Here is a 22,407-nt window from a genome sequence, read left to right as displayed (position 1 = left end):
GATTCCACTCTTGCAGCCTGTGCGCTGCATCACACTAGGCATTTACCGAGTACTGACTAGGACGTGTTCGGCATGCGCACGCCGAGGCTCGGAGGGCCTCGGCGTACGCATCGGGATGCCGTAATCACGCGGCGGGCGTGAACTTCTCCCGGAAGATGCGTCGCGGAGCAATGCGCCGGCGCTTGAACGCCTTGACGCCGGCGTCGACCATCGCCGGCGGCCCGCACAGGTACCCGGAGTATCCGCGACAGGTGTCGAAGTCCTCCACGAACGCGTCCGTGACGTAACCGGACCGCCCGGACCACGACTGGTCGCTCAGACACGGCACGTACCGGAAGCCCGGGTGCGCTCGCTCCCACTCCTGGAACAGGTCGACATCGTAGAGGTCGGACTCCTCGCGCACGCCGTGATACAGGTGGATCGCGCGGTCCGGAGCGACGGTGAGTGCTTGGTGGACGATCGATTTCAGCGGGGCGAGGCCCGTTCCGCCGCCCAGCAGGATCATCGGACCCTCGTCCTCCGGATCGAGACGGAAGTCCCCGAGCGGCCCCACCATGTCGACGCGCTCGCCGACGGACAACGAGCCGAACACCCAACCGTCCGTCGCGATTCCACCCGGTTGCCTGCGGATGTGGAACTCGAGTTGTTTCGACTCGCCCGGCGTATTCGCCATCGAGTACTGGCGGCGGTGGTCGGTGCCGGGTACTCGCAGTTCGACGTACTGCCCCGCGGAGAATTCGAGCGGGCTGTCGAGCGTGACGAGAACCCGCCGCGTGTCACGGGCAACGTCCTCGATCGCGCTCACGGTGCCGACGAGGTCCCGCAGGGTGTGGACGGTGCCCGCGGGCGCCGCGTCGAGGCGTTCCACCACCGTGTCACTGCACGGGGTCGCCTGGCAGGCCAGCGCAAACCCCTGCTCGCGTTCGGCCCGGGTCAGCGTGTGTTCGGGCGACAGGCCGTGATCGACCTCCCCCGATACGACCCGCAGCTTGCACGTTCCGCACGTGCCCTGGTTGCAGGAGTTCGGCATCCACACGCTGCCCCGGAGGAAAGCGTCGAGTATCGGCTGGTCGGGGCGGCATTCCACCCTGTCGGCGGCGACCGAGACGGTGAAGGTCACGGCTACACCTCCCACGTGGCCCGGAGGGCGGTCGGGCCGCGGAAACCCCAGCCCCAGAACTCGACGTCCGCGCCGGAGTCACGTTCGAGGTTCGGGATCGCCTCGAACAGTTCCTCCAGGCCGATGCGGCAGACGTGGTTGGCGAAGTAGATGCCCGCGCACGCGTGATTGCCGGAACCGAACGCCAGGTGGGGGAGCGGGGGACGCGTCATGTCGTAGTCGGAGGGGGCGTCGTAGACAGCGGTGTCGTGGTTGGCCGAACCGTAGGACAACAGGACCACGGATCCCTCGGGAAGGAACACGTCCCCGAGCGTGACGTCCTTGGTGCTGATGCGGGCCGTGGCGGACCAGATCGGCGAGGTCCAGCGCATTCCCTCGGAAATCGCCCGCGGAATCAGCGCGGGCTCGTCGATGACGGCCTCCAGTTGCTCGGGGCGGGTGAACAGGCCCACGAGCGTCGACGCCATGCCGTGGCCGGGTTCCTGCATCGCGCCCAGCAGGTACACGAAGAGCGTGGGGTAGATGTACTCGCGGTCGCGGACCTTTCCTTCGGGCATGCCGTCGTGCAACCAGTGCGAGATGGCGCTGTCATCGGGGTTGACGATCCAGTTGTCGATGAGCGGATCGACGACGGCCCGGATCTCTGCCTTGGCCTCGTCGCCCTGCACGAATCCCTCCGGGTTCGTGAATTCGCCGTTCGCGTCCACTCCGGCATTGGTAAAGGAGTTCGACAGCCGGTGGAACCAGTCACGCAATGTGTCCGAGCTGACGTCGTTCAGCCCCAGCAGGTCACCGAGTGCGCGCACGCTGACGGGTTCGCAGTACTGCGAGACCAGATCGGCCTTGCCGTCGTTCTCGAACTGCTCCACGTAGCGCCGCGCGATGGGGCGGACGAGTCCGTCGACCCAGCGGTCCACCTCCGACGGTTGCAGTGCGGGGTCGACCATCGAGCGGAGGTCGCGGTGGATCTCGCCGTTGACGCCGATCACCGCAGGGTGACCGAACGTGCGGCCGCCGGCCTTGGTGATGATCCCCTCGAAGTCGGGGCTGTTGGCGATGGTGCGGCACAGGTCGGCGGTGGTCGCGACGAACGAGCCGAGGACCGGGACGTAGGCCAGCGGCGCCTCGGCGCGCAGCCGCTCGTAGACGGGGTACGGGTTGCGCTCGAGTTCCGTCATCGTGATCTCGTCGATCCAAGAGAGGGTGGCGGTCATCTGAATCTCCTCATTCAAAGCAACTGCTCGGAAACAACTTTCGTTGTGTGAGCGGGGTGAGGAAGAAGGTAGGCCGTCGCAGGAGGGTGGTCTAGCCACTCTGCGCGGTCTCTGGACCATCTGCGCGACTACTTGTGATTGCGGTCTCAGTTATCCTCGACTGGGCGTGACGACACGGTTTCAATGAGGTCGGAACGATTCTTCAGTGAGGCAGGTGCATGACGATGGCATCGACGATCACCGAAACCCAGGACTGGGATGCGGCGTCGAGGGCGGTGGCCGGTGCGTACTTTCCCCACACGTTGACCGACTTGTCGCCGAACGGAGCGATGAAGCTGTCGATGCGGACCGTTGACCTCGGCCCCGTCACTCTCGGGAGGCTGGGCTGGGGTGCCGACGTGTCGATCGAGTGCGACTATCCGGATGCGTACGAGATCAACATTCCGCTGTCCGGTTCGCTGGAGTCCTGTTCGCAGGGCGACACGGTGCTGTCTCGGCCCGGTCAGGCCACGGTCTTCCGGGCGGACGAGCCGACCCTGATCACCCGGTGGAGCGGCGACTGCTCGGTGCTCGGCGTCAAATTCGACAGCGCGTACCTCGAGCAGGAGGCAGACCGGATCCTCGGCTCCGACCTGCGGCCCGGGCTGCACCTGCCCTCGCAGATCGATCTCACCGAGGCACCGGGACACAGCTGGTTTCGTCTGGTGCGCTCATTGACTGCGCAACTGCGGGAGCCGGCCGACCTCCTGGCCAACCCGGTTGTCGGCCCGCAGCTCGCCGGCGCGATCACCTCGGCGTTCGTCCTGGCCGTCACGCCCGACGAGGAGGTGCGCGGGGGCGCACCCCGACCGCGAATCGTCAAGCGAGTGCTCGACGGACTCAACGACGACCCAGCCCGCGCCTGGACGGCAGCCGACATGGCAGAGTTGGCGGGTACCAGCGTCCGCCGGTTGCAGGAAGGGTTTCGCGAGTACGTCGGGCGCAGCCCGTCGGAATGCCTCCTCGACATCCGCCTGAGTCGCGCCGACGCCGACCTGAGGGCACTGGAACCCGGTGTCACGGTCTCCGAAGTCGCTGCCCGGTGGGGGTTTACCCATGCGGGCCGGTTCTCCGCCGCGTACCGCCGGCGGTACGGCAAATCCCCGTCAGAGCTGATTCGCTTCTGACGGGGATTGCGTGGGTGTGCGGTTACTTGTTGCCGAAGTACGAGACGTCGTCGTTGCCGATGAGGTCGGGGACCGTCCAGCCGTCGAGGTCGTATTCGGACAGGCACTGCTCGGCGAAGCCCTTCATGGAGGCGACGTCGCCACGGTTCTCGGCGGCGAACAGCAGTTCCGCCTTGACGTTTTCGTGGTTGCCGGAGTAGTTGCGCTCGTAGAGTTCGTGCCGGCCGCCGAACTCACTGCCGATCGAATCCCACAGTGCCTTCATGATCTTGACGCGTTCGACGGCGGTCATGCCGTCGGAGCCGCGGACGTACTTGTCGAGGTACGGGCGGACGTCGGGGCTCTTGAAGTCGCGGGCGCTCGAGGGCAGGTAGATCAGCCCGGACGCGACGTCCTGTTCGATGATCTCCTTGATCCGCGGGTAGCCCTGGATCATGAACATGCGGTACGTGAGGCCGTACTCGAGCTTCGGGATGACGGTGTCGCCGATCCACGGCTCGGGGTTGCGTGCCATCGATTCGGTGAGTGACCAGAACAGGTTTCGCCAGCCGATGACCTCACCGACGCGGGTCTGCACGCCACGGAAACCGCCTGCGCCGGTGGCGTCGAGTGCCTTCATCAGCATGCCGGCGATGAAGTCGAGCTTCACGGCGAGACGGGTGCAGCCCTGGAAGGTGAAGCGGGGCAGGAATCCGGATTGCGGGAAGAAGCCGTTGATCTTGTCGACGTCGCCGTACATGAAGACGTTCTCCCACGGCACGAGCACCTTGTCGAAGATGAAGATGGTGTCGTTCTCGTCCATGCGGCTCGACAGCGGGTAGTCGAACGGGGTGCCCATCACGGCCGCGTTCTGGGTGAACGAGGACCGGCAGATCAGCTTCACGCCCGGTGCGTCCATCGGGACGGTGCAGATGAGGGCGAATTCCTTCTTCTTGATCGGCAGACCGTAGTGCGCGATGAAGTTGTAGTTGGTGATGGCCGAGCCGGTGGCCACGACCTTGGCGCCACTGACGATGAGTCCGGCGTCGGTTTCCTTCTCGACCTTCATGAACACGTCACCGACCTCGTCGGGCGGGAGCTGCCGGTCGACGGGCGGGTTGATGATCGCGTGGTTCCAGTACAGAACCTTTTCCTGCGATTCCTTGTACCAGCGCTCGGCGTTGTCCTGGAACGGCGAGTACAGCTCCTTGTTCGCATGCAGGGTGCCGAGGAAGGACGCCTTGTAGTCGGGACTACGGCCCATCCAGCCGTACGTCATGCGCGCCCAGGTGGCGATGGCGTCGCGTTCCTTCAGCAGGTCGTCCGAGGAGCTGGGTGCCTTGAAGAACGGCATCGTGACGCCGCCGTTGCCGGTGTCGGTGGGGGTGGTGACCTTGTCGACGTGTTCACCGGTGTGCATCGAGTCGTAGAGGCGTGCGGTCATCCGGATGGGGTTGCGGAACGCCGGATGCGTGGTGACGTCCTCGACGCGCTCGCCGTGTAACCAGATCTCGCGGTCGTCGCGCAACGACTCGATGTACTCGTCACCGGTCATCGGGCGCGACGCGAAGTTGGCGGTGCGGTTGGCTTCGCAGTCTGCGGCCGGGTTGACCTTCGTCGGGTCGAGCGCGGTCTCGGGAGCGCTTTCGGTGGTGGTCATGGAATGTCCTTTCGGATTGAGCGGTCAGTTGACGGGCTGAAGATGGAACGGGGTGAAGGAGGTGGTGGAGTCGAACCAGCCGTTGTTCGGATCGTCCATCGATCCGTTCCACGCGGCCGACGCGGACGGTGAGCCGAGATCGTGGAAGGTGCTCCGGTAGAACAGCAGCGGGTCCTTGCCGCTGGATTCGGCCGCGACGATCTCACCGATGAAGATGATGTGATCGCCGCCGTCGTACTCGGCCCACGGCCGGCACGACAGCGTGGCGGCGGCACCGCAGATGATGGGGGCGGTCGGCCCGTCGGCCCATACGGGTTCGGGGTTCTGCGGGCGCCCGGCGAAATGCATCGCGGTGTCCACCTGGTCGGCGGCGAGAATGTTGACGGCGAACGGTGCCTTGCTCAAATAGTTGCAGGCCTTGGACTTTCGGGTCAGGGTGATCTGGCACAGTCTCGGCTCGATCGAGACGGCGGTGAAGGCGGTGACCGTCGCTCCGTGCGGCAGGCCCTCGGAGTTGGCGCACGTGATGACCGTGACTCCGCTGGCAAACTGCCCGAAAATGTTCCGGAGTTCGCGTTGCTCCATGGTCGGAGCCTCCCTTCCTGTCCGGGACGCTGATGAGGTACCGACGAAAGTACGACCGTGCGAACGGTGCGTCGATCCGCTGAGCGCGGAGGTGATCCGCTTTGCGCGGTGACTTGGATCACGCCGGAAATTGCAATCGAAGGTGTCCGTAGTCACACTGGTGCCATGCAGCCCGCGTCCAAGCTGATTCGCCCCGAAGATTGGGACGAAGCGTCGCATGTGGTGTCGGACGTGTACTTCCCGCACCGGCTGACCCCGCTGAACAGCTCGAACGCGGGCAACACCGTCGCGGAGGCGGTCGAACTCGGGCCCGTGAAGATCACTCATATCGGCTGGGGCGCCGACGTGTCGATCCAGTCCGACCACCCCGGCGCGTATGCGATCAATGTGCCGCTGTCGGGGCATCTGGAATCGGTGACCGGCAAGAACGAGGTGTCGTCCGTGCCCGGGGCGGGAACGATCTGCCCGCCCGACACGACGACGCTCATCACCGACTGGAGCAAGGACTGCTCCATCATCGGCGTGCGCGTCGACCGCGACCACCTGCACCGCGAGATGGCGCGGATCCTGGCGCGGCCGGGACTGCGTCTGCCCCCACAACTGGACCTGACCAGTGAGAACGGTGCCAGCTGGCTGGCGCTGGTGCGGTCGCTGCTCGACCAGATGCTGCGGTCGGACGGCATCTACACGAACCCCCTCGTCGCCGAGCAACTGTCGGGGGCGGTCACCACGGCGCTGGTCCTGGCAGCGATCCCGGACGACGAGACGGCCGGTGCCGGTACCCGGCCGCGCATCGTCAAGCGTGTCATCGACGAGATCCACGCCGACCCCGCGCGGGCGTGGACTGCGGCCGAGATGGCCGGGATCGCGGGCGTCGGGATCCGTCGCCTGCAGGAGGGATTCCAGGAGTACGTCGGGGTGAGCCCCCGCGACTACCTGCTGGACGTCCGGCTCGAACGTGTCCACGACGACCTGCTGCGCGCGGACGGTTCGTCGACAGTCGCCGAGGTCGCGATGCGCTGGGGTTTCACCCACACGGGCCGGTTCGCAGCGGCGTACCGCCGGAGGTACGGCGTGGCGCCCTCGGAAGCGCTCCGGGGCTGACGGTCCGGCGTCAGCTCACATAGGAGAAGATCGTCGCCATACCGGCGGCAAGGTGATAGTCGTTGTGGCAGTGCGTGATCCATTGACCAGGGTTGGTCGTGTCGATGTCGGCGGCGACGGTCTGCCCGGGGAGCACGATCACGGTGTCCTTCCGCGGTCCCGAACCGTCCGACCGGGCGACGGCGAACGTGTGCCCGTGCAGGTGCATGGGGTGGAACATCATCGTGGGGTTCGTATAGACCAGCCGCACTCGGTGGTCCCGGTGGACGGTCAGCGGGGTGTGGTCGGGGTAGGCCTTGCCGTTCACCGTCCACACGTACTGCATCATGTGGCCGCCGAGCGACGCCTCCAGGGTGACACCCGGGTCGACGACGGGTAACCGGACGGCGTCGGTGGCCCGCAAGCCGACCACGGTGAGTGGGGAGGGCCCACCTCGCGGGGCGCCACGGCGGGGTCGGGGGCCGCGCCGCCGCCGGTGCGCACCACCGCGAATGCCTGCGCGCCCTTCCCCTCGGCGACCGCGACCAGCGGGAACACCCCGTCCTGAAGGGTGACGACGGCGTCGTACCGCTCGCCCATGCCGATCAGCACCGAGTCGGTGTCGACCGGTTCGACGGGGAAACCGTCCGTGTCCGTGACGGTCAGCCGGTGGCCACCCAGCGCGACCCGGAACGCGGTGTCGTCGCCCGCGTTGATCAGCCGGATGCGGGCTCGCCGCCCCGGCCGTGCGGTGAAGACGGTCGGATCGCCGGGTGGTTTCCCGTTCAGCAGGTACACCGGGTACCGGACGTCGCCGGAGTCACCGCCGAGCACGCGCGACGTCATCTCGGGCATGGACCTCATGCGCCCGCCGCGGAGTTCGTCGAAGACCTGCGACGGCGTGCGGTCGGTCAACCAGTCGGAGAGCACGACGACGAACTCGGCGTCGTAGTTCGCGGGAGCCCCGGGATCGTCGATGATCAGAGCCCCGTACAGCCCTCGGCCGCGCTGGAGATCGCCGTGCGTGTGGTACCAGTACGTGCCCGGGTCGGGCGGGATGAAGTCGTAGACGAACTCTGTGTCCGCCGGTATCGGAGCCTGCGTGACATCCGGGACCCCGTCCATGTCGTTGCGGATGGCCAGCCCGTGCCAGTGCACGGTGGTGGAATCCGGCAGCTGGTTGCGAAACCGCACCTGGACCCTGTCCCCGACGTTCGCCCGCAGGATCGGGCCTGGCAGCTGCGCGTTGTACAGCCACGCGGCAGTGCGTTTGCCTGCGAGGTCGACCTCGGACTGCGTCGCGGAGAGCTCGTAGGCGACCGGCCTGCCGCCGGGAAATCGCCGGGACTCGGCCTCGGCGAACGCGCGCACCTCCGGGGAGTCGGGTCCGATCGGGGCCTCGGTGTCGTCGGTACGGGCGCAGGCCCCGGTGAGCCCGAGGAGTGCAGCTCCGGCACCCCACTGCAGCACACGCCGCCGGGACAACTGCACGTCGAGTGGACGGTTCCCAGGCACCCCCCGCTCCTTCCCGCGGGTAGACCGTTTCCCGTGACGCTACTCGGGCGGATTACGCCAGGGCGCCGATTCGAGCCCGGTCGCGGAGGGCGATGAGTTCGCGGGCGTGCGCCTCCAGCTTGCGGTCCTCGTCGGACTGCGGCACCCACTGCTGCACTGCCGTTGCGGCGCCGTCCTCGTCGACGGCGGCGACGACGGTGAGGCAGTGGGTGGTGAGGTTCATTTCCCGGGTGCGCGGGTCGCCGGATCGCACGTGCACCGAGATGTGCATGGTCTGCGCGCCGGTGTGCAGCAGGCGGGCGTCGACCTCGACGACGTGACCGATCTGGATCGGGCGGTAGAAGCGCACCCCGCCGGCGTACACGGACACGCACGGCGTGCCGTTCCACGACGTGCCGCACAGGTAGGCGGCCTCGTCGATCCAGCGCATCACGGTTCCACCGTGCGTCTTGCCGCCCCAGTTGACGTCGGTGGGCGCGGCGAGGAAGCGGGTGAGCGATTCCGGTGCGGTGCCCGCGTCGGTGTAGTTCTGCTTGCTCATCGCCTCTTCGATGTCGGCCCGCAGGCCGATGCGCATGACCGCCTCCTCGGACTCGGCGCGGTCGGTGGCGGTGACGGGCTGCCACGGCGGCACGCTCGTCGGCTTACCGGAGTCGTCGACGGCGACGAAGATGATCAGGCAGTTGCTGGCCTCGGTGAACTGTCCGGTGCGCGGGTCGGCCGACGAAACGGTGCACTGGATGTGCATGCTCGAGCGCCCGGTGTGGACGAGCCGGGCTTCGACTTCGACGAGGTGACCCGACTCGATGGACCGGGTGAACTTGATGTTTCCCACGTAGGCGGTGACGCAGTAGCTCCCGCTCCAGCCGACCGCGCAGGCGTAGGCGGCCTTGTCGATCCATTCGAGGATCCGGCCGCCCTGGACGGCTCCTCCGAGCGTCGCCACTTCGGTGGGTGCGGCCAGGAAGCGGAGGGTGATGCTGCGGGGAGGCGTGGTCATCGATGTGATCCTCGGGGATTCGACGTGGCCGGCACGAGGGCGCGAACCGGGGACGGCGAAACGTCGTTGTCCGCCGGTGGCGGGGAAATTATCCCACAGATGCACCGGACCGACCCGTCCGTGATGTGAACGGACCGGAGGTTGACGAACGCATGTGACCACGCGCACACTCGACAACGACCGCACAGCGTTCTCAACGTACGCACAGCGTACGAGAGTGATGGGATCAGGTGATGCCCTCGACGTCGACGACGACCGCACCTCACGTGGACCAGGCTTGCCTCGACCACGTCGACCGCGAGTTCTACCTCCCCGCGCAGCGAGTGCTGCCGTGGAAGGCGAACCTTGCGGCACTCCCCGGCGAACCGGGGCCTCCGCTCCGCATCGCGGGGGTCGTGCGCTCACGCGACGGCGCCCCTTTGTCGGGGGCGGAACTCGAGATCTGGCACGCGGACGCCGACGGCTGCTACTCCGGGTACTCCGTCGAGATTCTGCGCAACAACCTGCGCGGCATCGTCGTCACATGCGCCGGTGGCCGCTTCGACATCTCGACCGTGCAGCCGGCGCCGTGCGAATTCTCGAGCGCCCGAGGCGAAGCCGATGTCGGGCACGTCAACGTCGTCGTGCATGCGCGTGGCTTCCGACCGCTCGAGACGCGCCTGGTGCCGACACCGGGCGCATCGCGAGAAGTGGACGCGTCCGCCGTCGAGTCGCTCGTCGGCCTGGTCGGCGGAGAGGTCTCCTGCGACTTCGTGCTCGACCCGATCTGACCGAGTGATGCCGTCAGCCGGCGAAGCCCATGTCCGTGCTCAGGGCGGCCGCGGCGGCGAGGACGCACGGAACGGCCTGTTCCCGGAACTGTGCCGGAGTATTCCGCGCGGACGACGTGGAGCAGGCGATCACGCCGACCACTGTGCCGCCGGCGTCGCGGACGGGGGCGGCCAGCGAGATCAGCCCCTTCTCCAGCTCCTCGGACGTCAGGGCGAACCCCTGCTCGCGGACCTTGGTGAGTTCCTTGTCGAGTTCGGCTGCAGTGCTGATGGTTTCGGGCCCGAGTTTCTCGAACGTGGACTCGGCGACCACCTGCTCGACCACGTCGGCGGGGGCCCAGGCCAGGAGCGCGCGACCCATGGACGTGGCGTACGCGGGGACGCGGGTGCCGACAGAGACGTTGATGCTCATGATCCGCCGGACGGGAACGCGCGCCGCGTAGACCACGTCGGCGCCGTCGAGCACGCCGAGCGACGCGGACTCCTGGGTCTTCTCGGCCACCTCCAGCAGTCGGGGCATCGCGGCCTCGATCAGTGCGTGCGACTCCGAGTAGTGCTGTCCGATGCTCAGCACGCGGGGGGTGAGCGACCATCGGCCACCCGAGCCGGCGACGTACCCCAGCTTCTGCAGGGTGAGCAGGATCCGGCGGACTGCGGGGCGCGACAGTCCCGCTTCTGTGGCGAGTTCGGCGAGCGTCGGGTTCGGACGCTGCGCGTCGAACGCGAGGAGCACTGCGAACCCGCGCTCGATGCTCTGGATGTAATCGCGATCGCTCTCGGTCATTGCGGCCTCCATCAGCGATTCGGGTGCGTATTCGGACTTGGGGTTGACATTTCAATGTGACTGCGCGCACAGTAGTGGTGTACGCACAGCGTGATGCTAGTACGCAGAGCGTACAGAAGGCAAGACCCTCGGCGCGTGAACACCCACCGCGTCGCCCAAAACTCGATATCAGCCCAATCCGCTCCCCTCCCAGCCCAAGGAGAAACAGATGACCACCACCGAGAGCCCCACCGCCGCCGGATCCGGCTCCGCCGCCACCGACAAGTTCAAGGCCGAGCGCGCCACAGCCGACACCTCGCCGGAGCGGCTCGCGGCCATCGCCAAGGACGCACTCGGCGCACTCAACGACGTGATCCTGAAGCACGGCGTCACCTACCCCGAGTACCGCGTGTTCAAGCAGTGGCTCATCGACGTGGGCGAGGGCGGCGAATGGCCGCTGTTCCTCGACGTGTTCATCGAGCACTCGGTCGAAGAAGTCCTCGCTCGCAGCCGCAAGGGCACCAAGGGCAGCATCGAGGGCCCGTACTACATCGAGAACTCGCCCGAGCTGCCGTCGAAGTGCACCCTGCCGATGCGGGAAGAGGACGAGAAGATCACCCCGCTCGTCTTCTCCGGCCAGGTCACCGATCTCGACGGCAACGGCCTCGCCGGCGCGAAGGTCGAACTGTGGCACGCCGACAACGACGGCTACTACTCGCAGTTCGCCCCGCACCTGCCCGAGTGGAACCTGCGCGGCACCATCATCGCCGACGAGGAGGGCCGCTACGAGATCACCACGATCCAGCCGGCGCCCTACCAGATCCCGACCGACGGCCCGACCGGTCAGTTCATCGAGGCGCAGAACGGTCACCCGTGGCGTCCCGCGCACCTGCACCTCATCGTGTCGGCGCCGGGCAAGGAGTCGGTGACCACGCAGCTGTACTTCAAGGGTGGCGAGTGGATCGACAGCGACGTCGCGTCGGCTACCAAGCCGGAACTCATCCTCGACCCGAAGACCGGTGACGACGGCAAGAACCACGTCACCTACAACTTCGTGCTCGACCCCGCGTGACCCGTTCCACCCGTAGAGAAAGTGATCCGATGACCGACCTGTCGATCGTTTCCGTCGAAACGACGATCCTCGATGTGCCGTTGGTGCGTCCCCACAAGTTCGCCACCACGTCGATGACGGCGCAGCCGCTGCTGCTCGTCGCCGTCACGACCGCGGGCGGCGTGACCGGTTACGGCGAGGGCGTCGTCCCCGGCGGCCCGTGGTGGGGCGGCGAATCGGTGGAGACGATGCAGGCGATCGTCGAGCGGTACATAGTCCCGGTCCTGCTGGGGCGTGGTGTCGACGAGATCACCGGCATCATGCCGGACATCGAACGAGTCGTCGCCAATGCACGTTTCGCGAAAGCCGCCGTCGACGTCGCGTTGCACGACGCCTGGGCTCGCAGCCTGGGTGTGCCCGTGCACACGCTGCTCGGCGGCGCCTTCCGAAAGAGTGTCGACGTCACGTGGGCCCTCGGCGCCGCACCCGCCGAGGAGATCATCGAGGAGGCCCTCGATCTCGTCGAGTCGAAGCGGCACTTCAGTTTCAAGTTGAAGATGGGTGCGCTCGATCCCGCCGTCGACACTGCCCGGGTGGTTCGGATCGCGCAGGCCCTGCAGGGCAAGGCCGGCGTCCGCATCGACGTCAACGCCCGCTGGGACAGGCTCACCGCGCTGAAGTACGTGCCCCGCCTCGTCGACGGCGGCGTCGAACTGATCGAGCAGCCCACACCCGGTGAGCAACTCGAGGTCCTCGCCGAGCTCAACCGACTCGTCCCCGTCCCGGTGATGGCGGACGAGAGCGTGCAGACTCCGCACGACGCCCTCGAGGTCGCACGCCGCGGCGCCGCGGACGTCATCGCCCTCAAGACCACCAAATGTGGCGGCCTGCAGAAGAGCCGCGAGGTGGTCGCAATCGCCAAGGCAGCCGGAATCGCCTGCCACGGAGCCACGTCCATCGAAGGCCCGATCGGGACGGCGGCGTCCGTCCACTTCGCGTGCGCGGAACCCGGCATCGACTTCGGTACCGAACTGTTCGGACCGCTGCTGTTCAGCGAGGAGTTGCTGCAGGAACCGATCCGCTACGCCGACGGCCAGGTGTTCCTGCCCGAGGGGCCCGGACTCGGAGTCGAGCTCAACATGGACGCAGTCAAGACCTGGACCAGGAACTAAGGAGCACACCACCCGATGGCACTCTTTCACGTCCGCATGGACGTCGCCATTCCCCGTGACCTCGACCCGAAGGTGCGGGACGAGACCATCGCCAAGGAGAAGGCGTACTCACAGGAGCTCCAACGCTCCGGCAAGTGGCCCGAGATCTGGCGCATCGTGGGGCAGTACAGCAACATCAGCATCTTCGACGTCGAGTCGGCCGACGAACTGCACGAGATCCTGTGGAACCTTCCACTGTTCCCGTACATGAACATCGAGATCATGCCGCTCACCAAGCACGGTTCCGACGTCAAATAGGCCCTCCGGGCCCGTGCGCGGTCAGCGAGTCTCTGGACTCGTCAACCGCTCACGGGCGCGGAGCGCCTGCGAGCAGCTGGTCCACCGCGCGCACGCTGAGGACGTGGTCGAGTGCCATGGTGGCGCTGCCGACGACGCCCGACAGTTCCCCGTGCGTCCAGGGGAGAATCTGAAGCTGTTGGGTGGCAACGGCGATGGCGTTGCCGTAGAGGGTTTCGCGTAGCCCCGCGACGAACGTGTCGTAGGCCTGCGCCATGTCGCCACCGACGATCACGACCTCCGGGTTGAGGAGGTTGATCGCGCCCGACAGGACCTCGCCGATCTGCCGCCCGCTCTCACGGATCATCCGCCGCGCCTCGGCGTCCCCGGCGAGGGCGAGCGTGATCACGTCGCGGATGTGGGTGACTTCGCGTCCCTGCTCCTGCAGATTGCGGACCAGCGCCCACCCGCCGGCCACGGCCTCGATACAACCCACATCACCGCAGCGGCACACCACACCTTGTGCCGCTGCGGTTTTCGTGTGCCCGATTTCGCCCGCCGCGCCGAGGGCGCCCCGCTGGAGCACGCCACCGGACACGAGTCCGGCGCCCAGTCCGGTCGACGCCTTGATGAGCAGCATGTCGGCGAAGTCGCGGCGTTCTCCGCGCCGCTCCGCCAGCACCATGACGTTGGCGTCGTTGTCGACGAAGACGGGCGCGTCGGTGACGTCGGCGAGGAACGGCTGGAGAGGGACGCCGTCCCAGCCCGACATCATGGGGGAGTTCAGGCTGCACCCGCGTTCGGTGTCGACGGTCCCGGGGAGGCTGATCCCGATCCCGACCGTCCGTCCCGCGGTCTCGCCCAGACTCTCGCGCAGCGCGATGAGGCGTTGCGCGATGACGGGCATCAGCTCGGCCGGGCTGGTGCCGATCTCCTGCTCCACGTCCTCGGCGACGATGACGTCGCCGGCGAGGTCGCAGATGGCCAGCTGGGTGCGGCTCCGGCCGATGGCCGCCGACAGCACGACACCGGCCTGAACGTGAAACGAGAGCTTCACCGGCGGCCGACCACCGGTCGAGACGCCCTCCTCGCGTTCGACGACGAGCCCCGACGCCTGCAGCGAAGACACCCGGGCCGCGACAGCGGTGCGGGAGAGGCCGGTGAGGGTGCCGATCTCGGTGCGCGTCGTTGCTTGCCCTGCGCGAATGAGGGCGAAGACGTCGCCACCCGTCGCCGGGGAGGTCGTCGAGCGAGGCGTCCGCATGCAGGCCATTCAACCAACCGGACACGCGTCTGACAACGTAAGGCCGTGACCTTTGTTCGCAGAAATACTTAAGTCTGTATTGATCGAAAGCCAAAGGTCGCCTACTGTCGTCTGTGACGGCCCACACATCCGGCTTTCAGAGGGAGATGACATGTCACCAGCGACCACCGTGGAACCGTGCGATTTCGTCGTGTTCGGCGGAACCGGCGACCTGGCGGTTCGTAAGCTGCTTCCCGCGCTCTACCTGCGCGATCGGGACGGCCAGCTGCCCGCCGAAACCCGCGTGATCGGTGCCTCGCGAGCCGGTCTCGACACCGACGGCTACCGCGACAAGGTGCGGGGAGAACTCGCGCGGTTCGTCTCCAGCGATCAGCTGGATTCGGACACCTGTGAGCGATTTCTCAATCGCCTCGAATACGTCTCCGTCGACGCCGCGGATCCGGCGAACTGGGCGGGCCTGAGCGAGTGTCTCGCCGCCAGGGAAGGGGCGATCCGGGTCTTCTACCTGGCCTGCGCTCCCGGTCTGTTCGGGCCGATCTGTGAGAACCTCGCCGTGAACGGTCTCGCCGACGCGCAGTCCCGCGTCGTGCTGGAGAAGCCGATCGGACACGACCTCGCCTCGGCCCGCGCCGTCAACGACGCGGTCGGCGCCGTGTTCGAGGAATCGCAGATCTTCCGCATCGACCACTACCTCGGCAAGGAAAGCGTCCAGAACCTTCTGGTCACGCGATTCGCCAACACGTTCCTCGAGCCGCTGTGGAACTCCTCGTCCATCGACCACGTGCAGATCAACGTCGCCGAGTCGCTCGGAGTCGGCAGTCGCGGCGGTTACTACGAGTCGGCGGGTGCCCTGCGCGACATGCTGCAGAACCACCTCCTGCAGATGCTCTGCCTCGTTGCGATGGAACCGCCCACCTACGTCGACCGCGAGACCGTGCGAGACGAGAAGCTCAAGGTCCTCCAGGCCCTCAAGCCGATGAGCCCACAGGACGTCGAACGCTGCACGGTCGCAGGCCAGTACGGCCCCGGACTGGCCGACGGGATCGCCGTCCCCGGCTACCAGGAGGACGTCGAGAACCCGGAGAGCGCCACCGAGACGTTCATCGCCGTCAAGGCCGAGATCCAGAACTGGCGTTGGGCCGGCGTGCCGTTCTACCTGCGCACCGGCAAGCGCATGGACCGACGCTGCTCGGAGATCGTGGTGCAGTTCAAGCCCGTCCCGCACCCCATGTTCCCCGGCAGCGAGGGCCACAGCGAACCCAACCGCCTAGTCATCCAGTTGCAGCCCCACGAAGGCATGCGGCTGCACATGACGGCGAAGGAACCCGGACCCGGCGGTATCCGGCTCAAGCCGGTGTCGTTGGACCTCAACTACATCGAAACGTTCAAGCGCCCGTCGCCCGACGCCTACGAGCGGCTGCTGATGGACGTGGTCCGGGGCAACCCGACCCTGTTCATGCGCCGCGACGAGGTCGAGGCCGCCTGGGAGTGGGTCGAGCAGATCCTCGTCGGCTGGAAGAAGTCCGACCGCGCCCCGCGCCGCTACCCGGCCGGCACCAACGGGCCCACCGACGCGACCACCCTGATCGAGCGCGACGGCCGCGCCTGGCACGAAGGAGTCACCGCATGACCGACGCACCCACACCGACGGCCGACGTGCACCCCGTCCTCGCGGCCGTCACCGAACGCATCATCGAGCGCAGCAAACCCGAGCGGACGATCTACCTCGACCGCATCCGGGCGGCGGGGGACCGCGGCCCGGCGCGCGGCAAGCTGGCCTGCGCGAACCTCGCGCACGGCTTCGCCGCGTCCGGCCCGGCCGACAAGAAGGCGCTGCGCAGCTTCGTCAAGCCCAACATCGCGATCGTCTCGTCGTACAACGACATGCTGTCGGCGCACCAGCCGTTCGAGCACTTCCCGCGGCAGCTGAAGGCCGCGGTCATGGAGGCCGGTGGCATCGCCCAGTTCGCCGGTGGTGTCCCCGCGATGTGCGACGGCATCACCCAGGGCCGCGACGGCATGCAGCTGTCGCTGTTCAGCCGCGACGTCATCGCGATGGCGACGGCGATCGGACTGTCCCACGACATGTTCGACGGCGCCCTCATGCTCGGTGTGTGCGACAAGATCGTGCCGGGGATGCTCATCGGCGCCCTGGGGTTCGGTCACCTGCCGACGATCTTCGTCCCGGCCGGGCCGATGACGTCCGGTCTGCCCAACAACGAGAAGTCGCGCGTGCGGCAGTTGTACGCGGAGGGCAAGGCCGAACGCGAGGAACTGCTCGACGCGGAGGCGGCGAGCTACCACGGCGCGGGCACGTGCACGTTCTTCGGCACTGCCAACTCCAACCAGCTCCTCATGGAGGTCATGGGCCTGCACCTGCCCGGATCGAGCTTCGTGAACCCCGGCACCCCGCTGCGTGAGGCCCTCACGTCGGAGGCGGGTAGGCGCGTCACCGGTCTCACCGCACTCGGCGACGACTACACGCCGGTCGGTGAGGTCGTGGACGAGAAGGCCGTGGTCAACGGTTGCGTGGCGTTGCTCGCCACCGGCGGTTCGACCAACCACACGATGCACCTCGTGGCGATCGCCCGCGCCGCCGGAATCACCCTCACGTGGGACGACCTGTCGGAACTGTCCGCGGTGGTGCCGCTGCTCGCCCGGATCTACCCCAACGGCTCGGCCGACGTGAACCACTTCCACGCGGCCGGCGGACTCGGCTACGTCGTGTCGTCGATGCTGGACGCGGGACTGCTGCACGAGGACGTGAAGACCGTCGTCGGCCCCGGGCTGCGCCGGTACACCGAGGAACCGAAGCTGTCGGGTGAGGGCGTCGAATGGCAGCCGGGCACGCGAATCAGCCTCGACACCAGCGTGTTGCGCGGACCGGAAGATCCGTTCGACGTCAACGGCGGGCTCAAGATGCTCACCGGAAACCTGGGTTCGTGCGTGATGAAGACGTCGGCCGTCCACCCGGACCACCGCGTGGTGACCGCTCCGGCCAGGGTCTTCGACGATCAGCTCGACTTCCTCGCCGCGTTCGAGGCGGGCACGCTGACCGGCGATTTCGTGGCCGTACTCCGGTACCAGGGCCCGCGCGCCAACGGGATGCCCGAATTGCACAAGCTCACACCGGTACTCGGCGTTCTGCAGGACCAGGGCCGGAAGGTCGCGCTGGTCACCGACGGCCGGATGTCCGGCGCCTCCGGGAAGGTTCCCGCGGCCATCCACCTCACCCCCGAGGCGGCCGCGGACGGACCGCTCGCGCGTGTGCGTGACGGCGACGTCCTGACCGTCGACGCCGTGACCGGCTCGGTGAACGTGCACCTCGACGACGAGGAACTGGCCGCCCGCCCGGCGACCGGTCGTGCGCTCGGTGCCGACGAATGGGTCGGCACGGGGCGCGAACTCTTCGCCGGCCTGCGTGCCGCTGTCGGACCGGCCACCCAGGGCGCCAGCGTTTTCCACCCCCAACCCGTCTAAGGAGTATCTCAGTGACGAACAGCCCCTCCCTCCTCGACCGCGTCCCGGTCATCCCCGTCGTCGTCGTGGACGACCTCGGCGACGCAGTGCCGGTGGCCCGCGCCCTGGTGGCCGGCGGCATCCCGATGATCGAACTGACCCTGCGCACGCCGTGTGCTCTCGACGCCATCAAGGCGATCGCGAACGAGGTGCCGGAGATCCGCGTCGGCGCGGGCACGATCGTGGAACCGGTGCAGGCCGCGCAGGCGGCCGAAGCGGGAGCACAGTTCCTGGTCTCGCCGGGTAGCACCGAAACTCTGCTGAAGGCGATGACGGACACCGGACTGCCACACCTCCCGGGCGCGGCGACGGTCTCCGAGGTGCTCTTCCTGCTCGAGCGCGGCTATCGCGAACTCAAGTTCTTCCCCGCCGAGGCGTCGGGTGGCGCGAAGTTCCTCGGCTCGATCCACTCACCCGTTCCGGCGGCACGGTTCTGCCCCACCGGCGGTATCTCGACGTCGAACGTCGGGGACTACCTGTCGCTGCCCAACGTCGGCTGCGTCGGTGGATCCTGGCTCACACCCGCCGACGCCGTGAAGCAGAAGGACTGGGACCGGATCAGCGGCCTCGCGCGTGAGGCGGCGGCACTCGCCCGGTAGCGCGAGAAGCGGCGCGGTACGGTGATGTCGTGCGCGACAGTGACAACGGTGACTCCCCGAGGCCGGGTTCTCAGTCCTCGCTGAAGTCCGCCAACCAGCACCGTGTGGTCCGCGCGCTCCAGACGTCGGGTGAGCTCACCCAGGCGGAGATCGCGCGCCGCACCGGGCTGGCGCCCGCCACCGTGTCCAACATGGTCAAGGAATTGACCGCGGCCGGGATGGTTGCCGTGCCGGGCGGCGACCACCCGGGCCAGCGGGGCCGTGCGGTGAAGCTGACCCGCAAGATGGGGCTCGCCGTCGGGATCGACTTCGGGCATCGCCATCTCACCGTGGCCGTCGCCGACATGGCACACGAGGTGCTCGCCGAGGAGCGCGTCGAACTCGGTGCGGGGCACCGCGCCGCGGACGGCGTGGTGCAGGCGGGCGCCCTTCTCGACGCGGCGCTCGATCGCCTCGGCTGCGACCGTACGTCCGTCCTCGCGGTCGGGATGGGTCTGCCCGCTCCGCTCGAGACCGACACCGGCGAGGTCGGTGGCCCGTCGATCCTCCCGGGGTGGGTCGGTGTCGATGCGGCCGCCATCGCGTCGGAGTATCTCGGCACCGCGGTGCAGGTCGACAACGACGCGAACCTCGGCGTGCTCGCCGAGCACATGTGGGGAGCGGGCCGCGGAACCACCGATCTCGCCTACATCAAACTGTCCGACGGAGTCGGTGCCGGCCTCGTCCTCGATGGCCGGCTGTACCGCGGAAGAGGCGGCACCGCAGGCGAAATCGGCCACCTGACACTCGACGAGTTCGGTCAGGTATGCCGCTGCGGCAACCGCGGCTGCCTCGAGACCCTCGTCGCCTCGCACGTCGTGATCGGGTTGCTCGCCCCGAGTCGCGGTCCCGATCTCACCATCGCCGACATCGTCGCGATGGCCGAGGGCGGTGACGCCGCCTGCATCCGGGTGCTCGCCGACACAGGGCGGCACGTCGGCGTCGCGGTAGCGAGCCTGTGCAACCTCGTCAATCCCGAACGACTCGTCATCGGCGGCGAACTCGCGCTGGCCGGCGAACTTCTGCTCGGGCCGATGCGCGAGGTGGTGGGCCGCTACGCGGTGCCCAGTGCGGTCCGTTCCCTGGACATCCGCGTGGCCGAACTCGGCCCGCGGGCGCAGGTGCTCGGCGCCGTCGCGCTGGGTCTGCGATCTGCGCTTCCGGCCTGACTGTTCGCCGCTGAATTCGCTCCTCTCGCGGACAAGGCTCTGCCGCCTTGAGTGTTCATCAGTGAACATAAATCGGTTCATATCCGTCTATCTGTGTTCATGTCTTGACGATTCCTGTGTTCGTTGCCTACTGTGTTCCACACCACAACGAATGCGCTCTCGCGCAGGCCTCGGCTCGATCCGAGTCTTGATCACCCCCTTGCTCACGAGGAGTCCCATGACTGAAAACGTCCTGTTGCCCGGCGCGGAATCGCCCGGCGACACAGCAGAGGGCACTTCGGTTCCCGTCCGTATCGCGGTCGTCGCCGCACTCGGCGGGTTGCTGTTCGGCTACGACAGTGCGGTGATCAACGGCGCGGTGTCGGCGATCGAGGGCAAGTTCGAGGTCGATTCCGCTCTCCTCGGATTCGCGATCGCCTCGGCGCTGCTGGGGGCCGCGGCGGGAGCGATGCTGGCCGGCCGGATCGCCGACCGGTACGGACGCCTCGTCACCATGCGGGCCGCTGCCGTGATGTTCCTGCTGAGCGCCATCGGCACCGGATTCGCGGCCAACGTCGAGATGTTGGTGACGTTCCGGATCGTCGGCGGCATCGGCGTGGGTCTGGCCTCGGTCATCGCACCCGCCTACATCGCCGAGATCTCGCCCGCCCGGGTGCGGGGACGTCTCGGGTCGCTGCAGCAACTCGCGATCGTCACGGGCATCTTCGTCTCGCTCCTGGTCGACTACGCCCTCGCTGCCCTCGCCGGCGGGTCGCAGGAAGAACTCTGGTTCGGGCTCGAGGCCTGGCGCTGGATGTTCCTCGCGATGTGCGTGCCCGCACTGGCCTACGGACTGCTGTCGCTGACGATTCCCGAATCCCCCCGCTATCTGATCGCCCAGGGCCGCCTCGGCGAGGCCCGCGGCATCCTCGCGGTCCTGCTCGGCGAGAAGGGCCTGGACCTCAAGATCGAGAGCATCCGCTCGACGCTGGCCCGTGAGACGCAACCGTCGATCCGTGATCTGAAGGGCTCCGCGTTCGGCCTGATGCCGATCGTGTGGATCGGCATCGGACTCTCCGTCTTCCAGCAGTTCGTCGGTATCAACGTGATCTTCTACTACTCCAGCGTCCTGTGGCAGGCCGTCGGTTTCGACGAGGGCAGCTCGCTGCAGATCACGGTCATCACGTCGGTGGTCAACATCGCCACCACCCTCATCGCCATCGCGTACATCGACCGTGTGGGCCGGCGACCGCTGCTGATCATCGGCTCCGCCGGTATGGCCGTGACGCTCGCGACCATGGCGTTCATCTTCGGAACCGCGTCCACCACCGTCGTGGACGGCGTCACGACGCCGCACCTGACCGGACTGCAGGGCCCGATCGCCCTCGTCGCCGCCAACCTCTTCGTGGTGGCCTTCGGAATGTCCTGGGGTCCCGTGGTGTGGGTCCTGCTCGGCGAGGCGTTCCCCAACCGCATCCGCGCCGCCGCCCTCTCCCTCGCGGCGGGCGCCCAGTGGGCCGCGAACTGGCTCATCACCGTGACATTCCCGTCCATGAAGGACTTCTCGCTGGGAATCTCCTACGGCTTCTACGCCGTGTGCGCCGTGCTGTCACTCGTCTTCGTTTTGCGCTGGGTCAAGGAGACGAAGGGCGTGGAACTCGAAGCCATGCAATCGGATTCGGTCGCATAAGACTCACCGAGCTGTGAGAAAGGCACCCGCGAGTACCTCACTCGTGGGTGTCTTCTTCGTCCTTCATCTGCTCGACTGCCGTCGCGGATTCGCTCACGATCGCGCGCATGGCCGCCTCCGCCGCGTCGGCGTCGCCCATCTGAATGGACGACGCCACCACGCCGTGCAGGCGGATTGCTTCGGTCTCGGCGACGTGCGGCATCAGTGAGTGCCGGGTGCGGCCCTCGAGCACCTCCACGACGATCTGCGACATCGCGCGCAACAGGGGATTCCCCGACGCGGTCAGCAGCGTGCGGTGAAAATCGGAGTCGTGGGCCAGGTAGGCGTCCGTGTCCGCGGCGCGGGACGTCGACGACATTCCGATGACGGCCGCCGTCAGCGCCCCGCACTGTTCCGGTGTCGCCCGGGTTGCCGCGAGACGCGCGGCGAGCGGTTCGATACCCGACCGCAGTTCGCTCAGGCTCGACAGTTGTTCGAACCGCTGCGGGCCGGCAAGTTTCCACCGAATCACGCTCGGATCCAGTGAATTCCAGTGCTCCTCACCCAGGACGGTGATCCCGACGCGACGTCGGACGGCCAGCAATCCGAGCGATTCGAGAACGCGGACCACCTCGCGGACGACGGTGCGGGAGACCGAGTACTGGGTGACCACGTCGTCGGCGGAGATCCGGGTGCCGGGTGCGACGACTCCGGCCACGATGTCGCTACCCAGCCGATCGAGCACCGTTTCGTGCAATTGCCGGTACTCGCCGCCGTCTGCGTTGGTCATCCGCCGATGTTCCCACGGTTGCCCC

19 protein-coding genes and 1 pseudogene are annotated in these 22,407 nt (G+C 67.5%); 11 read left to right on the top strand and 9 right to left on the bottom strand.

Translation table 11 applies throughout. The features are described from left to right. Nucleotides 1–124: 124 nt before the first annotated feature. Both QM806_RS20185 and QM806_RS20180 read right to left on the bottom strand, forming a co-directional pair. On the bottom strand, nucleotides 125–1,120 hold the full coding sequence (locus QM806_RS20185) for a 2Fe-2S iron-sulfur cluster-binding protein (RefSeq protein WP_005258731.1): 996 nt from the start codon (nucleotides 1,118–1,120) through the stop codon (nucleotides 125–127). Between the two features lie 2 nt (nucleotides 1,121–1,122). Next, complete coding sequence (locus QM806_RS20180; RefSeq protein WP_054246360.1) at nucleotides 1,123–2,334, bottom strand: cytochrome P450; 1,212 nt, start codon at nucleotides 2,332–2,334, stop codon at nucleotides 1,123–1,125. Nucleotides 2,335–2,552: 218 nt separating this feature from the next. On the opposite strand from QM806_RS20180, the gene QM806_RS20175 reads away from it, so the two are divergent. Further along, a complete protein-coding gene (locus QM806_RS20175; protein ID WP_005562308.1) occupies nucleotides 2,553–3,500 on the top strand; it encodes an AraC family transcriptional regulator in 948 nt (315 codons plus the stop codon). Between the two features lie 22 nt (nucleotides 3,501–3,522). On the opposite strand, the gene QM806_RS20170 is transcribed toward QM806_RS20175, so the two are convergent. Both QM806_RS20170 and QM806_RS20165 read right to left on the bottom strand, forming a co-directional pair. Further along, the gene (locus QM806_RS20170) at nucleotides 3,523–5,139 is read right to left on the bottom strand and encodes a 4-hydroxyphenylacetate 3-hydroxylase family protein (RefSeq protein ID WP_005264050.1); all 1,617 of its coding nucleotides are present in this window, start codon (nucleotides 5,137–5,139) and stop codon (nucleotides 3,523–3,525) included. Nucleotides 5,140–5,163: 24 nt separating this feature from the next. Continuing rightward, on the bottom strand, nucleotides 5,164–5,724 hold the full coding sequence (locus tag QM806_RS20165) for a flavin reductase family protein (RefSeq protein ID WP_037231006.1): 561 nt from the start codon (nucleotides 5,722–5,724) through the stop codon (nucleotides 5,164–5,166). Between the two features lie 165 nt (nucleotides 5,725–5,889). Here QM806_RS20165 and QM806_RS20160 point away from each other — a divergent pair, with 165 nt between their 5' ends. Continuing rightward, a complete protein-coding gene (locus QM806_RS20160; protein WP_005573871.1) occupies nucleotides 5,890–6,828 on the top strand; it encodes an AraC family transcriptional regulator in 939 nt (312 codons plus the stop codon). 10 nt (nucleotides 6,829–6,838) lie between these two features. Here QM806_RS20160 and QM806_RS20150 read toward each other — a convergent pair. Further along, a pseudogene (locus QM806_RS20150) lies at nucleotides 6,839–8,322 on the bottom strand (multicopper oxidase family protein). 52 nt (nucleotides 8,323–8,374) lie between these two features. Beyond that, on the bottom strand, nucleotides 8,375–9,322 hold the full coding sequence (locus QM806_RS20145) for an acyl-CoA thioesterase (RefSeq protein WP_005573872.1): 948 nt from the start codon (nucleotides 9,320–9,322) through the stop codon (nucleotides 8,375–8,377). A gap of 233 nt (nucleotides 9,323–9,555) precedes the next feature. Between QM806_RS20145 and QM806_RS20140 the strand changes: the two genes are divergently transcribed. Beyond that, nucleotides 9,556–10,092, top strand: coding sequence for a dioxygenase family protein (locus QM806_RS20140; RefSeq protein ID WP_283292595.1), 537 nt, complete (start codon nucleotides 9,556–9,558; stop codon nucleotides 10,090–10,092). 13 nt (nucleotides 10,093–10,105) lie between these two features. On the opposite strand, the gene QM806_RS20135 is transcribed toward QM806_RS20140, so the two are convergent. After that, nucleotides 10,106–10,876 (bottom strand): IclR family transcriptional regulator domain-containing protein, encoded by a 771-nt coding sequence (locus QM806_RS20135; RefSeq protein WP_043793602.1) that lies wholly within the window; start codon nucleotides 10,874–10,876, stop codon nucleotides 10,106–10,108. Nucleotides 10,877–11,084: 208 nt separating this feature from the next. Between QM806_RS20135 and catA the strand changes: the two genes are divergently transcribed. Genes catA through catC form a run of 3 tightly spaced genes read left to right on the top strand, consistent with a single transcriptional unit; the run spans nucleotide 11,085 to nucleotide 13,375 of the window. Further along, the gene (catA, locus tag QM806_RS20130) at nucleotides 11,085–11,927 is read left to right on the top strand and encodes a catechol 1,2-dioxygenase (RefSeq protein WP_005573877.1); all 843 of its coding nucleotides are present in this window, start codon (nucleotides 11,085–11,087) and stop codon (nucleotides 11,925–11,927) included. A gap of 29 nt (nucleotides 11,928–11,956) precedes the next feature. Beyond that, nucleotides 11,957–13,078, top strand: coding sequence for a muconate/chloromuconate family cycloisomerase (locus QM806_RS20125; RefSeq protein WP_005573879.1), 1,122 nt, complete (start codon nucleotides 11,957–11,959; stop codon nucleotides 13,076–13,078). A gap of 15 nt (nucleotides 13,079–13,093) precedes the next feature. Further along, the gene (gene catC, locus QM806_RS20120) at nucleotides 13,094–13,375 is read left to right on the top strand and encodes a muconolactone Delta-isomerase (RefSeq protein ID WP_005573881.1); all 282 of its coding nucleotides are present in this window, start codon (nucleotides 13,094–13,096) and stop codon (nucleotides 13,373–13,375) included. A gap of 49 nt (nucleotides 13,376–13,424) precedes the next feature. Here catC and QM806_RS20115 read toward each other — a convergent pair whose 3' ends face one another. After that, nucleotides 13,425–14,618 (bottom strand): ROK family transcriptional regulator, encoded by a 1,194-nt coding sequence (locus QM806_RS20115; protein WP_005264060.1) that lies wholly within the window; start codon nucleotides 14,616–14,618, stop codon nucleotides 13,425–13,427. Between the two features lie 151 nt (nucleotides 14,619–14,769). On the opposite strand from QM806_RS20115, the gene zwf reads away from it, so the two are divergent. The 5 genes from zwf (at nucleotide 14,770) to QM806_RS20090 (ending at nucleotide 21,613) form a co-directional block, all read left to right on the top strand. Then, nucleotides 14,770–16,248, top strand: a complete 1,479-nt coding sequence (gene zwf / locus QM806_RS20110) for a glucose-6-phosphate dehydrogenase (RefSeq protein ID WP_283292592.1) — start codon at nucleotides 14,770–14,772, stop codon at nucleotides 16,246–16,248. Next, nucleotides 16,245–18,098, top strand: coding sequence for a phosphogluconate dehydratase (edd, locus tag QM806_RS20105; protein WP_167115128.1), 1,854 nt, complete (start codon nucleotides 16,245–16,247; stop codon nucleotides 18,096–18,098). Before zwf ends, edd begins: the two co-directional genes overlap by 4 nt. Before the next feature lie 11 nt (nucleotides 18,099–18,109). Further along, nucleotides 18,110–18,736, top strand: a complete 627-nt coding sequence (eda, locus tag QM806_RS20100; RefSeq protein ID WP_005573885.1) for a bifunctional 4-hydroxy-2-oxoglutarate aldolase/2-dehydro-3-deoxy-phosphogluconate aldolase — start codon at nucleotides 18,110–18,112, stop codon at nucleotides 18,734–18,736. A 29-nt stretch (nucleotides 18,737–18,765) separates the two neighbouring features. Next, nucleotides 18,766–19,944 (top strand): ROK family transcriptional regulator, encoded by a 1,179-nt coding sequence (locus QM806_RS20095; protein WP_005573886.1) that lies wholly within the window; start codon nucleotides 18,766–18,768, stop codon nucleotides 19,942–19,944. Between the two features lie 217 nt (nucleotides 19,945–20,161). After that, nucleotides 20,162–21,613 carry a sugar porter family MFS transporter gene (locus QM806_RS20090; RefSeq protein ID WP_283292590.1) on the top strand — a complete coding sequence of 484 codons (1,452 nt, stop codon included), beginning with the start codon at nucleotides 20,162–20,164 and terminating at the stop codon, nucleotides 21,611–21,613. Nucleotides 21,614–21,650: 37 nt separating this feature from the next. Here the strand turns inward: QM806_RS20090 and QM806_RS20085 are convergent, their stop codons facing one another. Next, complete coding sequence (locus QM806_RS20085; RefSeq protein WP_005251406.1) at nucleotides 21,651–22,382, bottom strand: FadR/GntR family transcriptional regulator; 732 nt, start codon at nucleotides 22,380–22,382, stop codon at nucleotides 21,651–21,653. Nucleotides 22,383–22,407 lie beyond the last annotated feature (25 nt).

The organism is Rhodococcus sp. IEGM 1351, from assembly GCF_030056875.1.
Taxonomy (GTDB): Bacteria; Actinomycetota; Actinomycetes; order Mycobacteriales; family Mycobacteriaceae; genus Rhodococcus_F; species Rhodococcus_F opacus.
Note: the sequence above shows the minus strand (reverse complement) of the source record. Positions and strands in the feature narration are given on the sequence as shown.